Origin of the sequence: Burkholderia sp. ZZQ-2 (genome assembly GCF_050768715.1) — a bacterium.
GTDB lineage: Bacteria > Pseudomonadota > Gammaproteobacteria > Burkholderiales > Burkholderiaceae > Burkholderia > Burkholderia cepacia.
On the sequence record NZ_LDVA01000073.1, the window covers coordinates 19,642 to 33,731 of the forward strand.

Annotated in this window: 12 protein-coding genes; 10 read left to right on the forward strand and 2 right to left on the reverse strand. The window is 66.1% G+C overall.

The window, feature by feature from the left end:
- Positions 1-4: 4 nt before the first annotated feature.
- From ABY44_RS03255 to ABY44_RS03270, 4 genes are all read left to right on the forward strand, one after another.
- A complete protein-coding gene (locus ABY44_RS03255) occupies positions 5-1,246 on the forward strand; it encodes an aromatic ring-hydroxylating oxygenase subunit alpha (protein ID WP_060173699.1) in 1,242 nt (413 codons plus the stop codon).
- Between the two features lie 26 nt (positions 1,247-1,272).
- Positions 1,273-2,421: a hybrid-cluster NAD(P)-dependent oxidoreductase gene (locus tag ABY44_RS03260; protein WP_021160638.1), complete on the forward strand. Its 1,149-nt coding sequence runs from the start codon at positions 1,273-1,275 to the stop codon at positions 2,419-2,421.
- A gap of 134 nt (positions 2,422-2,555) precedes the next feature.
- Positions 2,556-3,419, forward strand: coding sequence for a glycine betaine ABC transporter substrate-binding protein (locus tag ABY44_RS03265; RefSeq protein WP_027789725.1), 864 nt, complete (start codon positions 2,556-2,558; stop codon positions 3,417-3,419).
- Between the two features lie 178 nt (positions 3,420-3,597).
- Positions 3,598-5,253, forward strand: a complete 1,656-nt coding sequence (locus tag ABY44_RS03270) for an APC family permease (protein WP_027789724.1) — start codon at positions 3,598-3,600, stop codon at positions 5,251-5,253.
- A gap of 129 nt (positions 5,254-5,382) precedes the next feature.
- On the opposite strand, the gene ABY44_RS03275 is transcribed toward ABY44_RS03270, so the two are convergent.
- Positions 5,383-6,456 carry a substrate-binding domain-containing protein gene (locus tag ABY44_RS03275; RefSeq protein ID WP_060173698.1) on the reverse strand — a complete coding sequence of 358 codons (1,074 nt, stop codon included), beginning with the start codon at positions 6,454-6,456 and terminating at the stop codon, positions 5,383-5,385.
- Positions 6,457-6,667: 211 nt separating this feature from the next.
- Between ABY44_RS03275 and ABY44_RS03280 the strand changes: the two genes are divergently transcribed.
- From ABY44_RS03280 to ABY44_RS03305, 6 genes are all read left to right on the forward strand, one after another.
- Positions 6,668-7,660, forward strand: a complete 993-nt coding sequence (locus ABY44_RS03280) for a substrate-binding domain-containing protein (protein WP_081072858.1) — start codon at positions 6,668-6,670, stop codon at positions 7,658-7,660.
- 83 nt (positions 7,661-7,743) lie between these two features.
- The gene (locus tag ABY44_RS03285) at positions 7,744-9,309 is read left to right on the forward strand and encodes a sugar ABC transporter ATP-binding protein (RefSeq protein ID WP_060173697.1); all 1,566 of its coding nucleotides are present in this window, start codon (positions 7,744-7,746) and stop codon (positions 9,307-9,309) included.
- On the forward strand, positions 9,302-10,309 hold the full coding sequence (locus ABY44_RS03290) for an ABC transporter permease (protein WP_060173696.1): 1,008 nt from the start codon (positions 9,302-9,304) through the stop codon (positions 10,307-10,309). Before ABY44_RS03285 ends, ABY44_RS03290 begins: the two co-directional genes overlap by 8 nt.
- 2 nt (positions 10,310-10,311) lie before the next feature.
- Positions 10,312-11,370: an ABC transporter permease gene (locus ABY44_RS03295; RefSeq protein ID WP_104766921.1), complete on the forward strand. Its 1,059-nt coding sequence runs from the start codon at positions 10,312-10,314 to the stop codon at positions 11,368-11,370.
- Positions 11,367-12,260: a sugar phosphate isomerase/epimerase family protein gene (locus tag ABY44_RS03300; protein WP_060173732.1), complete on the forward strand. Its 894-nt coding sequence runs from the start codon at positions 11,367-11,369 to the stop codon at positions 12,258-12,260. Before ABY44_RS03295 ends, ABY44_RS03300 begins: the two co-directional genes overlap by 4 nt.
- Positions 12,257-12,910 carry a nucleoside triphosphate hydrolase gene (locus ABY44_RS03305; protein ID WP_060173695.1) on the forward strand — a complete coding sequence of 218 codons (654 nt, stop codon included), beginning with the start codon at positions 12,257-12,259 and terminating at the stop codon, positions 12,908-12,910. The genes ABY44_RS03300 and ABY44_RS03305 overlap by 4 nt, the downstream gene beginning before the upstream one ends.
- Positions 12,911-13,047: 137 nt before the next feature.
- Here the strand turns inward: ABY44_RS03305 and purU are convergent, their stop codons facing one another.
- Positions 13,048-13,935 carry a formyltetrahydrofolate deformylase gene (purU, locus tag ABY44_RS03310; RefSeq protein ID WP_060173694.1) on the reverse strand — a complete coding sequence of 296 codons (888 nt, stop codon included), beginning with the start codon at positions 13,933-13,935 and terminating at the stop codon, positions 13,048-13,050.
- Positions 13,936-14,090 lie beyond the last annotated feature (155 nt).

Below are 14,090 nucleotides of genomic sequence, written 5' to 3' on the forward strand. Positions count from 1 at the left end.
AACGATGAAAGTATCGGCAGACATTCGTGCATTGATCGAGCGGCGCAAGGCAGGTTATAGCCTCGAAGCGCCGTTCTACACGAGCGAGGACATCTTCGCGCTCGACATGGAGGCGATTTTCCGCCAGCACTGGATCCAGGTGGCGGTCGAGCCGGACATTCCCGAGCCGGGCGACTACGTGACCGTGGAACTGGGAAGCGATTCGATCCTGATCGTGCGTGACGACGACATGGCGATCCGCGCGTTCCACAACGTGTGCCGTCATCGCGGCGCGCGCCTGTGCAACGAGGACAAGGGCTCGGTCGGCAACATCGTGTGCCCGTACCACAGCTGGACCTACAACCTGACGGGCCAGCTGATGTTCGCCGAGCACATGGGCGAGAAGTTCGACCGCTGCAAGCACAGCCTGAAGTCGGTCCACGTCGAGAACCTCGCCGGCCTGATCTTCATCTGCCTCGCCGAGGAGCCGCCGGTCGACTTCGCGCAGCTGCGCGCCGAGATGGAGCCGTACCTGCTGCCGCACGACCTGCCGAACACGAAGATCGCCGCGCAGATCGACATCATCGAGGAAGGCAACTGGAAGCTCACGATGGAGAACAACCGCGAGTGCTATCACTGCGTCGCGAATCATCCGGAGCTCACCATCTCGCTGTACGAATACGGTTTCGGCTACCAGCGTTCCGACGCCAACGCGGAAGGCATGGATGCGTTTGCGGAAACCTGCGTGCGGCGCGGCAAGGAGTGGGCCGAGATGGGCCTGCCGTCCGCCGAGATCGAGAAGCTGCTCGACGTGACGGGTTTCCGCACGCAGCGCCTGCCGCTCGATCGCCACGGCGAATCGCAGACGCTCGATGCGAAGGTCGCGTCGAAGAAGCTGCTCGGCGGCTTCGACAAGGCCGACCTCGGCGGGCTGTCGTTCTGGACGCAGCCGAACTCGTGGCACCACTTCATGAGCGATCACATCGTGACGTTCTCGGTGATCCCGCTGTCGGCCGGCAAGACGCTCGTGCGCACGAAGTGGCTCGTGCACAAGGACGCGAAGGAAGGCATCGACTACGACGTGAAGAACCTCACGGCCGTGTGGAACGCCACGAACGACCAGGATCGCGCGCTCGTCGAGTTCTCGCAGCGCGGCGCGACCAGCAGCGCATACGAGCCGGGCCCGTATTCGCCGTTCACGGAAGGTCTCGTCGAAAAATTCTCGGCCTGGTACATCGGCCGGCTCGCCGAAAAAACCGGCGCGTAGTACCCAGCACTGAAGCGGAGTTACAGATGATGCGAGATGCGGCCAATTTCGAGCCGGTGGACAGCCGGGTCACACGCCCGGCGTTCTGGAACGCCCTTCCCGAGCGCTGGACGAGCGACGTCGAGGAAACGCTGGTGTGTTGCCACGTGCGGCAGGAAACGCACGACGTGAAGAGTTTCTTCTTCCGTTCGCCGCAGGGCCGCTCGTTCTCGTTCGAGCCCGGGCAGTTCCTCACGCTCGAGCTCGACATCGACGGCGAAACGATCAACCGCTGCTACACGATCTCGTCGTCGCCCGCGCGGCCGCACACGGTGTCGATCACGGTGAAGCGCGTGCCGGGCGGCAAGGTGTCGAACTGGCTGCACGACAACCTGCAGCCGGGCGCACCGGTGCGCGTGCTCGGCCCGGCCGGCGAATTCACGTGCGCACGACATCCGGCGCGCAAGTACCTGTTCCTGTCGGCGGGCTCGGGCGTCACGCCGCTGATGTCGATGAGCCGCGCGCACCACGATCTCGCCGAGGATCGCGACATCCTGTTCGTGCACAGCGCACGCACGCCGGACGACATCATCTTCGCGCGCGAGCTCGACCTGATCGCGTCGAACCACACGAATTTCCGCACGTCGTTCGTCGTCGAGCGCGTCGGCGCGCGCACCAACTGGCCGGGCGTCACGGGCTTCCTGACGCTGCCGCTGCTGAAGCTGATCGCACCGGATTTCATGGAGCGCGAGATCTTCACGTGCGGCCCGGCGCCGTACATGAAGGCCGTGCGCGACCTGCTCGACGAAGCCGGCTTCGATCGCAAGCAGTATCACGAGGAGAGCTTCTCGTTCGAAACGCTCGCGCAGACCGCAAGCGACGAGCTGCTCGCCGATCTCGCCCCGCCGGCCGAAGGCGCCGACACCGATACGAAGCAGTACACGGTCAGCTTCGCAAAGAGCAATCGCGAGATTTCATGCGGCTCGGAGCAGCACGTGCTGGACGCGGCGCGCCAGTCCGGCGTGCGGCTGCCGGCCTCGTGCACGCAGGGCATGTGCGGCACCTGCAAGGTGAAGCTCGTGTCGGGGCAGGTTGAAATGAAGCACAACGGCGGCATCCGCCAGCGCGAGATCGACCAGGGGATGGTGCTGCTGTGCTGCAGCAAGCCGCTGTCGGATCTCGTGATCGACAAGTAGTCGAAACTCGCCATCGGCTGTCCGGGCGCGTCGCGTCCGGACAAGCATCCGTCGGAAAACAACGATACCGCGGATTTGTGGTTGAAGAACCTAGAGAGACAACGCGCACGGTGCGCATTTCAAGGAGATCGACCATGAAGCTGTTCGGAAAACTGATGTGGACCGGCGCACTGTCGGCGATGGTGGCACTGAGCGCATCGGCGCTCGCCGATACGAAGCCCACGCTGAAGATCGGCTACGTCGAAGGCTGGGACGACAGCGTTGCGACGTCGAACGTCGCGGCGCGCGTGATCGAGAAGAAACTCGGCTATGAGGTGAAGCTCGTGCCGGTCGCTGCCGGCATCATGTGGCAAGGCGTCGCGCGCGGCGATCTCGACGCGACGCTGTCCGCGTGGCTGCCCGTCACGCACGGTTCCTACTGGGGCGAGTACAAGACCAAGGTCGTCGACCTCGGCGCGAACTTTCCCGACGCGAAGATCGGCCTGATCGTTCCCGATTACGTGAAGGCGAAGAGCATCGACGACCTGAATGCAGAAAAAGGCAGCTTCGGCGGCCGGATCGTCGGCATCGATGCGGGCGCGGGCGTGATGCGCAAGACCGACGAAGCGATCAAGAACTACGGCCTGAACTACACGCTGATGCCGAGCTCGGGCAGCGCGATGACGGCCGAGCTGTCGCGCTCGGTCGGCGCGAACAAGCCGGTGATCGTGACCGGCTGGGCGCCGCACTGGATGTTCGCGAAGTGGAAGCTGCGCTTCCTCGAGGATCCGAAGAAGGTGTTCGGCGGCGCGGAGCACGTCGACAGTGTCGTGAACCCGCAGCTCGAAACGAAGGCCAAGCCGGTCGTCGCGTTCCTGAAAAAATTCCAGTGGAAGCCGGGCGAGATCGACAGCGTGATGCTCGCGATCCAGAACGGCTCGAAGCCGGAAGCGGCTGCCGATGCATGGATTGCAGCGCATGCGGATCGCGTGAATTCGTGGACGGAAGGCGTGCAGTAAGCCGCGACGATTCGCCGCAATAAATAGACGAGGAGACAGTCCGGGATTGATCAGCAGGACAGCGAAATAATTGCACTGCGATGCGATCATATCCCGGAATTATTTTTTTGGTTCTGCAAAAAAGCCGGTAAGTTGTTACACTACGGCCCTTGTGCGGAGTCATCACAGGAGGAATTGGATGAGTCAGGCAGGACTGCGTGCGAACAGCACCAGTGATGTTGAGGCAACCATCTCACATGATTCGACGGGCCACACGCTGCATCGTGGCCTGACTTGGAAAGACGCTTTTTGGGTGACGAGCGGCGTGCCGGCAGGCGTGCTGTTCACGATCGGCGGCGTATGCGCGACGATCGGCCAGCCCGCGTGGGCGATCTGGATCGCCGCGATCACGATGGGGCTGATTCAGAGCGCGACTTATGCGGAAATATCGGGGCTATTTCCCCATAAATCGGGCGGCGCGTCCGTATATGGCGCGATCGGTTGGGTCCGTTACAGCAAGCTGATTGCCCCGGTTTCCGTGTGGTGCAATTGGCTCGCATGGTCGCCGATGCTCGCGCTCGGCTGCGGCCTCGCGGCGAGCTATGCGCTCACGAGTCTCTTTCCCGCCAACGCGGCGGTGCTGCACTGGCAGCTCAAGGTTGCGGATCTCGGGTTCATCAAGCCGGGTCTGTCCCTGCGGATCAATGCGACGTTCATCATCGCGACGATCCTGCTTCTCATCACGTTCAAGCTTCAACACAGCGGTGCATCGAAGGCGGCGCGCACGCAGCGCATTCTCGGCATCGCGTCGCTCACGCCGCTGTTGATCGTCGGCATCGTGCCGTTCGTCACGGGCGACGTGCCGATGTCGAACCTGCTCCCGCTGCTGCCGCTCGGTCACGACGCACACGGCAATCTCACGACCGCGACGTTCGGCTCGTGGAACGGGCAGGGCGTCACGATGGCGCTCGGCGCGATGTTCATGGCCGGCTGGGCGTCGTACGGCTTCGAGACGGCCGTCTGCTACACGCGCGAATTCCGCGACCCGCGCCGCGATACCGCCAAGGCGATCTTCTGGTCGGGCGCGCTGTGCCTCGTCGTGATGACGCTCGTGCCGATGGCGTTCCAGGGGGCGCTCGGCACGCAGGCGATGCTCGACCCGTCGATCGGCGACGGCACCGGCGTCGCGGCCGCGATGGCGAAGATCGTCGGCGGCGGCGCGTGGGTCGCGAATGCGGTCGTCGTGATGCTGATGCTGTCGATCCTGCTGATCGTGATGACGTCGATGATGGGCTCGTCGCGCACGCTGTACCAGGCATCGGTCGACGGCTGGCTGCCGAAGTACCTGTCGCACGTGAACGAGCACGGCTCGCCCACGCGCGCGATGTGGACCGATCTCGGCTTCAACCTCGTGTTGCTGATGATGTCGGACTACATGACGGTGCTGTCGATCTCGAATGTCTGCTACATGCTGTTCGTATTCCTGAATCTTCAGTCGGGCTGGATTCACCGGATGGATCGCGGCAACTGGGATCGACCGTTCCGCTGCCCGACGTGGCTGCTCGTCGCCGGCTCGATCTGCGGCTACGCGAACCTCGTCTATGTCGGCGCGGGCGCGAACCTGCAGGGCGAAGGCACGCTGCGCAACGGGCTGATCGCGATGCTGCTGATCGTGCCGGTGTTCCTGTTCCGCCATTACTGGCAGGATCGCGGCCGGTTCCCCACGCAGATGCAGCGCGACATGGAACTCGAAGTGCCGAAGCGCGCGATGTGGCTCAACCTGATGCCGTATGCGGCGCTGGTCGGGGCGGGGTTGACGATCTGGTTGTCGTATTACTTTGCGTGGGTGAAGTGAGCATCTGACACATCACTCGCCGGGAGCCGACGCCGCACGCGGTCCAGGCGAGCACTTGATGCGCAGCATGCGGAAAGCCCGACCGGTCAGCAGGACCGGCCGGGCTTTCTTCATTTCGTGTCCGCGTGCTCAGCCGGCCGGCTCTGCGTCGCTGGCGCGCATGTCGTCGTCGAGGGTTCGCATGAAGCGTGTCGGCACCATCACGACCGGATGCGGCGCGACGTCTCCGGCGTCGCCCGCATCGAGCAGCGCGAACGCTTCCGCGATCAACCGCTGCACGTCCTGCCGCAGCATCGTGACGTCGAACGGCAGGCGTGCGGCGAACGGGTCCCAGTCGAAGCAGCCGACGGCCGTGCGCTGCCAGATGTCCCAGGGCAGCTCCGACGCGAAACGCACGAGCCCTTCGAATGACGTGATCGAGTTCGTCAGCATGCCGGCCGGCAGCCGGCCGAGCGTGTCGTAGCGCCGCGCAAGCGCTTCGCGCGCGGCCGCGGGCGCGTAGCCGCAGCACTCGATCGCGTCGTCCGGCGGCGGCGGCAGGCCACGCGCGGCGAACGCGTCGCGAAAGCCCGCGATCCGCATCGCGGTCGCATATTCGCCGGCGATGCCGCCGAGCAGGATCAGTTCGTCGGGCGCATTGCCGCGCGCGAGCATCTTGTCGATCAGCACGTCGGTCAGCGCCCGCGCGCCCGCGCGGTTGTCCGACACGACCGACGGCGCACCGGCGCCCGGCAGGTCGACGTTGATCGACGGGATGCCGGCCGCGTCGCACAGCATATTGAGCGGTGCCGGGTCCCGCACGCCGGCAATGAACAGCAGTTCGACACGCTGCGCGAGCAGCGTCTGCGCGACATTCAGTTCGACGTCCGGGTCGCGCTGCGTGCCGACGACGATCGGGCACAGGCCGCGCCGGCGCGCCTCGTCCTCGAAGGTTTCGGCGAGCCCCGCGAAGAAGCGGTTGCGGTAGTGCGGAATGACCATGCCCGCCAGCCCCGAGCGCGACAGGCGCAGGCCGCGCGCGCTCAGGTTCACGTTGTAGCCGAGCGCCTTGGCGCTGTCGAGAATGCGCGTGGCCGTTTCCTCGCTGATCCGGTAGCGGGCCCAGTTGCCGTTCAGCACCATGCTGACCGTGGACGTGGACGAGCCGGTTGCTTTCGCGATGTCGTAGATCGTGGACTTGCGTCCGGTAGTCGTGCGGGCCATCTGCGTTGTTGCTCCCCTCGTGTGGGTTCTTATGCCGATGATGCCGACGGTATGCGTTTCGGGGCGCGTTGCCCTATCAGGGTTTTCACCTGCTTTCCGTCGAAGCTAAATGGATTCAGCATACACCAAACGGTTTGCTGAATGGATTTAGCAACTGACTGCCATGCCGGGACCTGAAGCCCGGCGACGGTCGCCTTCGGATGGAGGAGACATGTCGGTGAATTTCTTGCGCAAGGTATGTGCGGGCGTGGTTGCGTTCGCGCTCGCGACGGGCATCGCGTCGGCGTCGCCGGACAAGCCCGTGATCGGGGTCGTCGTGAAGATCGGCGGCATTCCGTGGTTCAACGCGATGGACGCGGGTATCAGGAAGCGCGCCGAGCAACTGGGCGTGAAGGCGTTCATGGTCGGGCCCACCAGCGCGGACCCGGCGCTGCAGGTGCGTGCGATCGAGGATCTGATCGCGCAGAAGGTCGACGTGATCGGCGTGGTGCCGAACGATGCCGAGGTGCTCGAGCCGGTGCTGCAGCGCGCGCGTGCCGCAGGTATCAAGGTGATCACGCACGAATCGCCGAAGCAGAAAAATACCGACTGGAATTTCGAGCTGGCCTCTGCGAAGGGTTTCGGCGAAGCGTACGCGAAGAACCTCGCGGCGGCAGTGGGCGGCAAGGGCGAATACGCGGTGTTCGTCGGCTCGCTGACGGTGCCGCTGCACAACGCGTGGGCCGACGCCGCGATCGCGTATCTGAAGGCCAACTCTCCGGACATGAAGCTCGTCGGCGATCGCTACGGCGTGGCCGAAGACGTGGACGCTTCGCGCAAGACCGCGCTCGATCTGATGCGCGCGCACCCGAACCTGAAGGCGATCCTGGCGTTCGGCAGCCAGGGGCCGATCGGTGCCGCGCGTGCGGTCGCCGAGAAGCAGGCGAAGGGCAAGGTCGTGGTGCTCGGGCCGTTCTCCCCGGGGCAGGGCCGTCGGCTCGTGCACGACGGCGTGCTGAGCGGCGGCTACATGTGGAACCCCGAGCAGGCAGGCGAGGTGTTCGTCACGCTCGGCACGATGCTCGCGAAGGGGCAGCCGATCAAGGACGGCATGACGATTCCGGGGCTCGGCGTCGTGCATCCGGAAGGTCACAACCTGATCGTGAACCAGCTCGTCGAGCTGAACGCGAAAACCGTCGACGATCTCGCGAAGCAGGGACTGTGAGCGGCCTGCACGCAGGCGCGACGCGCCGTGCGATGAAGTCGTTCGTCCCGTCGTTTAATAGCAGGCCGCACCGGAGCGTAGCGATGATGTCTGCCCATTCCCGTGAATCCGCGGCGGCCGGCCGCGCGAACCCGCCGCCCGCCGCGTTCGGGGCCGCGGCCGATGCGCCGTTGCTCGAACTCGACAATGTGTCGAAGACGTTCGGCGGCGTGCAGGCGCTGCAACAGGTGCGGTTCGATGTGATGCCGGGCGAAGTGCTGTGCCTGGCCGGCGAGAACGGCTGTGGCAAGAGCACCTTGATCAAGATCGTGAGCGGCGTCCATCGCCCGGAGTCGGGCGCGGTGATGCGCTTCGACGGCGAACCGGCCGGCGATCTCGATCCGGCGCGGGCGCGGGCGCTCGGCATCCAGGTGATCTGGCAGGACCTCGCGCTGTTTCCCGAGATGACTGTCGCCGAGAACATCGCGTTCGAGCAGAACCTCGGCGCGCGTCCGCGGCTGGTCGACTACGGGCGGATGAACGTCGCGGCGCGGCAGATTCTCGCGCGGCTCGGCGTCGACCTCGATCTCGGCAGGCCGGTGCGTACACTCACGATCGCGCAGCGGCAGGTTGTCGCGATCGCGCGCGCGCTCGTCGCCCGGGCACGTCTCGTGTTCATGGACGAGCCGACCGCGTCGCTCAGCCATGCCGAGACGCAGGCGCTGCTCGCGATCGTGCGCCGCCTGTCGGCCGACGGCATCGCGGTGGTGTTCGTCAGCCATCGGCTCGCGGAAGTGCTCGACGTGTGCGCGCGCGTGACGGTGCTGCGCGACGGTCGTTATGTCGGCACGTTTCCGACGACCGGGATGACGCAGACGCGGCTCACCGAGCTGATGACGGGGCGCACCTTCGATTACGCGGTGCGCACGACGGACCTGTCGGCCGCGGCCGCGATGCTGCGCGTCGACGGGCTGTCGCGGCGTGGCGAGTATGCAGACGTGTCGTTCCAGGTGCGGTGCGGCGAGATCCTCGGCCTGACGGGGCGTCTCGGCGCGGGGCGCACCGAGCTTGCGCTGTCGCTGTTCGGGATGACGCGACCGGACGCCGGCACGATCGCGCTCGACGGCCGGCCGCTGTCGCTGCGCTCCAATCGCGACGCGATTCGCGCGGGCATCGCATATGTGTCGGAAGACCGCCTGCAATTGGGCCTCGTACAGCCGCAATCGATCGGCGACAACACTGCGATCGCGGTACTCGACGACCTGCTGGGTGCGGCCGGGCTGATTTCTCCGCGGCGGCGCGATGCGCTGATCCGCGACTGGGTCGCGCGGCTCGCGGTGAAGATCGGCGCCCCGGACGACGCGGTGTCGACGCTGTCGGGCGGCAATCAGCAGCGCATCGTGCTCGCGAAATGGCTCGCGACGAAGCCGAAGCTGCTGATCCTCGATTCGCCGACGGTCGGCGTCGACGTCGGCGCGCGCGCCGGCATCTTCGCGATCATTCACCGGCTCGCGGCGCAAGGCATGGCGATCGTACTGATTTCCGACGAGATTCCCGAGGTGTACTTCAACGCGGACCGCGTCCTGCACATGCGCGACGGCCGCATCGTCGCCGAGTACGTGCCGGGTGGCACGCCGATCGATCATATCGAGCGAGACGTCCATGCGTAACCTCCGCACACTCGGCATCGGCTCGACCGAAACGTGGCTGCTCGCGGTGATCGTCGCGATGGCGATCGGCCTCGGCATCGCGACGCCGACCTTCCTGACGCTGTCCAACCTGTTCGACCTGCTCAACCAGAGCGCGGTCAACATCATCTTCGCGGTGGGGCTGCTGATCGTGCTGATCGCGGGCGGCATCGACATTTCGTTCGCGGTCGGCGCGTCGGTGGTGCAGTACCTGGCGGCGCTCACGCTGATGCGGCTCGGCGGCGGCAACTGGGCGCTCGGCTTCGCGGTCTCGGCCGGCTTCGGCATCCTGCTCGGTGCGGTGAACGCGACGATCATCTACCGGTTTCGCGTCGTGTCGATCGTCGCGACGATCGCGACCTTCAACATCTTCTTCGGCGGGTTGATGTTCGTGACGGGCGGCGTGTCGATCTACGACTTGCCCGACTGGTGGACGAATCGCGTCACGCTCGTGCAGGTCGATACGACGGGCGGCGTCGCATCGCTCGCGCTGCCGGTCGCAGTGATGGTTGCGGCCGTGGTTGTAACGTGGTTCCTGCTGCGGCGCACGACGCTCGGCCGCCAGCTCTATGCGACCGGCGACAACCCGGAAGCCGCGCGGCGCGTCGGCATCGATCTCGCGACGATGCATTACGTCGCATACGGCTGGCTCGGGATGATGGCGGGCATCGCGGGCCTGATGCAGGCGCACTACGTGCAGGAGGTCGTGCCGAACGCGCTGTACGGCCGCGAACTGGACGTGCTCGCGGCCGTCGTGCTCGGCGGCGCGCGGCTCGGCGGCGGGCGTGGCACGGTGCTCGGCGCGATCCTCGGCATTCTGCTCGTGTCGATCACCGCGAACGGGCTCAACCTGCTCGGCGTGTCGCCGTACGCATTCAAGATGATCGTCGGCGCGGTCATTCTGGTCGCGATCACCGTGTCGAGCGACGGCGTCGCGCGGCTCGTCGGCTCGCGCTTCCTGTCGCCGCGCGCGAGGACATGATCATGAAACACGCCGAATCCCGGCGCTTTCCGCCGTTTTCCGTTCCGGCCGACGTGGCCGGCCTGCTGGGTTTTCTCGCGTGCGTCGTCGCGGCGATGAGCGTCGCGTCCGATCGCTTCCTGACGGGCGGCACGTTCGCGTCGATCGCGTTCCAGCTACCCGAGCTCGGCCTGTTCACGTTGGCGATGCTGATGCCGCTGGTGTCCGGCGGCTTCAATCTCGCCGTCACGTTCACGGCGAACCTCGCGGGGCTCGCGATGGCGTGGGTGATCCAGTCGCACGGCGGCCCGGAGGCCGGCATCGCGGCGGTCGCGCTCGGCATCGCCGCGGCGCTCGCGACGGGCGCCGCGGCCGGCTGGCTGATCGGCGCGGTGATCGCGCATACGGGCGCGAGCCCGATCCTCGTGTCGCTGTCGGCGATGATCTTCCTGCGCGGTCTCGGCGAATTCCTGACGCGCGGCGGCGACATTTCCGGGTTTCCACCGGTGGTCCGCGCGATGGGCAACGGGCTGTGGCTCGGCGTACCGGCGCCGTTGTGGATCTTCGCGGGCTGCGCGCTGCTGTGGCACGTCGTGATGACGTATTCGCGGCTCGGCTTCGTCACGCGGATGATCGGCTCGAATGCGGAAGCGACGCGCTACTCGGGCATCTCGACCACGCGGGCGATCACGCGCATCTACATGCTGTCGGGGCTGATGTGCGGCGTGGCCGGCGTCGTGATGCTGTCGCGCTTCAACTCGGTTCGTGTCGGCCACGGCGAGGCGTTCCTGCTGATCTCGGTGCTCGCCTGCTTTCTCGGGCGCGTCGATCCGTTCGGCGGCTTCGGTCGCGTCGTGCCGGTCGTGATCGCGCTCGTGATCCTGCAGGTGATCGCATCCGGACTCAACCTGCTGGGCGCGAGCCAGCACCTCGCGACCGCGCTGTGGGGTGCGTTCCTGCTCGCGGTGATGCTGGTGCGCTGGGCATGGGCCCGACATGCATCGCGGCCGCGCAATCGCAATCGAATCGCGACGCCGGCGCTCGGCGGCCTCGAACCCCCTCAACGGAAGGAGACGAAATGAACAAGCTTGGCGTACATGCGCTGGTCTGGGAGGCCGGCTGGAGCCGCGACGCATGCGCACGCGCGATCGCGCATACGGCCGAGACGGGCTTCGATTTCATCGAGGTGCCCGCGCTCGATCCGGATTCGATCGATGCCGCGTTTACGCGGCGCGAACTCGAACGGCATGGCCTTGGCATCACGTTCTCGCTCGGCCTCGATGCGCAATCCGACATTTCAAGCGGCGACGCGCAGAAGGCCGCGCGCGGCAAGCAGAAACTCGAGGCCGCGCTGCGTGTCGCACGCGACTGCGGCGCAACCCATGTATGTGGGATCCTGTATTCGGCCTTCCAGAAGAATTTCACGCCGACGACGGCCACAGGCGTCGCGATGTCCGCCGACATCCTCGCGCAGGTGGCGGACACGGCCGCGCAAAGCGGGATCACGCTTGGGCTTGAAGTCGTGAACCGCTACGAGTCGAACGTGCTCAACACCGCGTCGCAGGGTGTCGAGCTGTGCCGGCGCATCGGCCGACCGAACGTGAAGGTGCATCTTGACACGTATCACATGCATATCGAGGAGTCGGACGTGACGTCGGCGATTCGCGACACCGGCGAGCAGCTCGGTTACGTGCACATCGGCGATTCGCATCGCGGCTATCTGGGATCGGGCAACGTCGACTTCACCGCGGTGTTTCGTGCGCTGGTGTTCAGCGGTTATACGGGGCCGATCACGTTCGAGAGTTTTTCGTCGCGCGTCGTCGGCCAGCCGCTCGAAGGCATCCTCGCGATCTGGCGCAACCTGTGGGAAGACAGTCACGACCTCGCGGCGCACGCGCTGGCCTTTACGCGCGTGCAGCTCAAGTCCGCGCGCGAGGCGCTGAAGCAGGCTGAACGGAGCCGGCTGCCGTGAGCGAGGCGGTGACTGGCGCGCAACGCATCGACCGCGAGGCGCTGGCCGCGCACCTCCTGCGCACGCAGCAGGCGGCGCGGCGCGTGGTAGCGATCGCCGGTGCGCCGGGCGCCGGCAAGAGCACGTTCGTGGAGCGGTTGTGCGCGCGCATCGATGACGCGGCGCCCGGGTTCGCGTCCATCGTCGCGATGGACGGCTTTCATTACGACGACCGGGTGCTGGGCGCGCGCGGCCATCGTGCGCGCAAGGGCGCGCCGCATACGTTCGACGTCGACGGCTTCGCGGCGTTGCTCGCGCGTTTGCGCGAGGACGACGGCCGCGACGTCGCGGTACCCGTGTTCGACCGGTCGCTGGAGATCGCGCGAGCTGGCGCGGACGTCGTGCCGGCGTCGGCCCGTCTGATTCTGGTCGAAGGCAACTACCTGCTGCTCGGCGACGCGCCGTGGGATGCGCTGCGATCATCGTTCGACGTCACCGTGATGCTTGAAGTGCCGCGCGCGACGCTCGTCGAGCGGTTGACCGCGCGATGGCGCGGTTACGGGATGGACGACACGGCGCTGCGCGCGAAGATGGACGGCAATGATCTCGTCAATCTCGATACGGTGCTGTCGCGCAGCGTCTGCGCGGATTTCAGCGTGGATAACGGCTGAGGGGGCGGCGAAGCGCGGCCTGCTTTGCGTGCACCGCTGACGGAACGCCACCGCCCTATACGACAAGTTCCGGTCACTGCGCGGCGTCTTCGCGCGTGCCTTCGGCTTCCGCATGACGGACGGCGAAGCCCGCCCGCTTACGAAAACACCACCGTCCGGTCGCCGTTCAGGAACACCCTGCGCTCGATGAATGCCTTCACCGCACGCGCGAGCGTGATGCATTCGACGTCGCGCCCCACCGCGAGCAACTGCTCCGGACGCAGCGCATGATCGACGCGCTCGACGACCTGCTCGATGATCGGGCCTTCGTCGAGATCGTCGGTGACGAAGTGCGCGGTCGCGCCGATCAGTTTCACGCCGCGCGCATGCGCCTGGTGATACGGCTTCGCGCCCTTGAAACCGGGCAGGAACGAATGATGGATGTTGATCGCGCGGTTCGCGAGCTTCGCGCTCGTCTCCTGCGACAGCACCTGCATGTAGCGCGCGAGGATCACGAGTTCGGCGCCGCTCGACTCGAAGAAGTCGAGCCATTGCGCTTCCTGCTGCGCCTTCGTATCGGCCGTGATCGGGAAATGGCGGAACGGCAGGCCGTGTTGCGCGGCGAGCGGCTCGAAGTCGGGATGGTTCGACACGATGCCGACGATATCCATCTTCAGCTCGCCCATCCGCCAGCGGAACAGCAGGTCCGCGAGGCAGTGCTCGAGCTTCGACACCATGATCAGCACCTTCGGCCGCGCATTCACGTCGTGAATCGCCCATTGCGTGTCGCCTTCGCCGCCGCCGCCGAGCGCGGTCACGATCGGCCCGAATTCCTGGCGCAGCGCGTCGATCTGCAGCGTTTCATCGGTCGGATGAAACACGCAGCGCACGAAGAAGTGATTGCTGAGATCGTCGTCGAACACGTTCAGCGCATCGACGTAGCAGCGATGGCGCTCGAGAAAGCCGACGACGGCGGCGACCTGGCCGGCCGCGCTCGGGCACGACAGCGTCAGGACGAATTGATCGGGGCGTGAGTCGGCGGTCATGAGATTCCTCGGATGTCATGGAACGCAACCCGCGCGGCGGCGCGACGGGGCGCCACGCTACGCGGGTAGCGGGAGGCTCAAGTAAATCAGGACGATTCGGGCGCGGATAGAACCAACCCGCCGTGTGGCTGGTATCGGCACGCCAGCGCGGCCGG

What these genes read in the sequence shown, in the direction of transcription:
- ABY44_RS03265 (WP_027789725.1), top strand. Translation starts at nt 2,556, where the DNA reads ATGAAGCTGTTCGGAAAACTGATGTGGACCGGCGCACTGTCGGCGATG.
- ABY44_RS03280 (WP_081072858.1), top strand. Translation starts at nt 6,668, where the DNA reads ATGTCGGTGAATTTCTTGCGCAAGGTATGTGCGGGCGTGGTTGCGTTC.
- ABY44_RS03295 (WP_104766921.1), top strand. Translation starts at nt 10,312, where the DNA reads ATGAAACACGCCGAATCCCGGCGCTTTCCGCCGTTTTCCGTTCCGGCC.
- ABY44_RS03275 (WP_060173698.1), bottom strand. Translation starts at nt 6,456, where the DNA reads ATGGCCCGCACGACTACCGGACGCAAGTCCACGATCTACGACATCGCG.
- ABY44_RS03285 (WP_060173697.1), top strand. Translation starts at nt 7,744, where the DNA reads ATGATGTCTGCCCATTCCCGTGAATCCGCGGCGGCCGGCCGCGCGAAC.
- purU (WP_060173694.1), bottom strand. Translation starts at nt 13,935, where the DNA reads ATGACCGCCGACTCACGCCCCGATCAATTCGTCCTGACGCTGTCGTGC.
- ABY44_RS03270 (WP_027789724.1), top strand. Translation starts at nt 3,598, where the DNA reads ATGAGTCAGGCAGGACTGCGTGCGAACAGCACCAGTGATGTTGAGGCA.
- ABY44_RS03255 (WP_060173699.1), top strand. Translation starts at nt 5, where the DNA reads ATGAAAGTATCGGCAGACATTCGTGCATTGATCGAGCGGCGCAAGGCA.
- ABY44_RS03260 (WP_021160638.1), top strand. Translation starts at nt 1,273, where the DNA reads ATGATGCGAGATGCGGCCAATTTCGAGCCGGTGGACAGCCGGGTCACA.
- ABY44_RS03290 (WP_060173696.1), top strand. Translation starts at nt 9,302, where the DNA reads ATGCGTAACCTCCGCACACTCGGCATCGGCTCGACCGAAACGTGGCTG.
- ABY44_RS03300 (WP_060173732.1), top strand. Translation starts at nt 11,367, where the DNA reads ATGAACAAGCTTGGCGTACATGCGCTGGTCTGGGAGGCCGGCTGGAGC.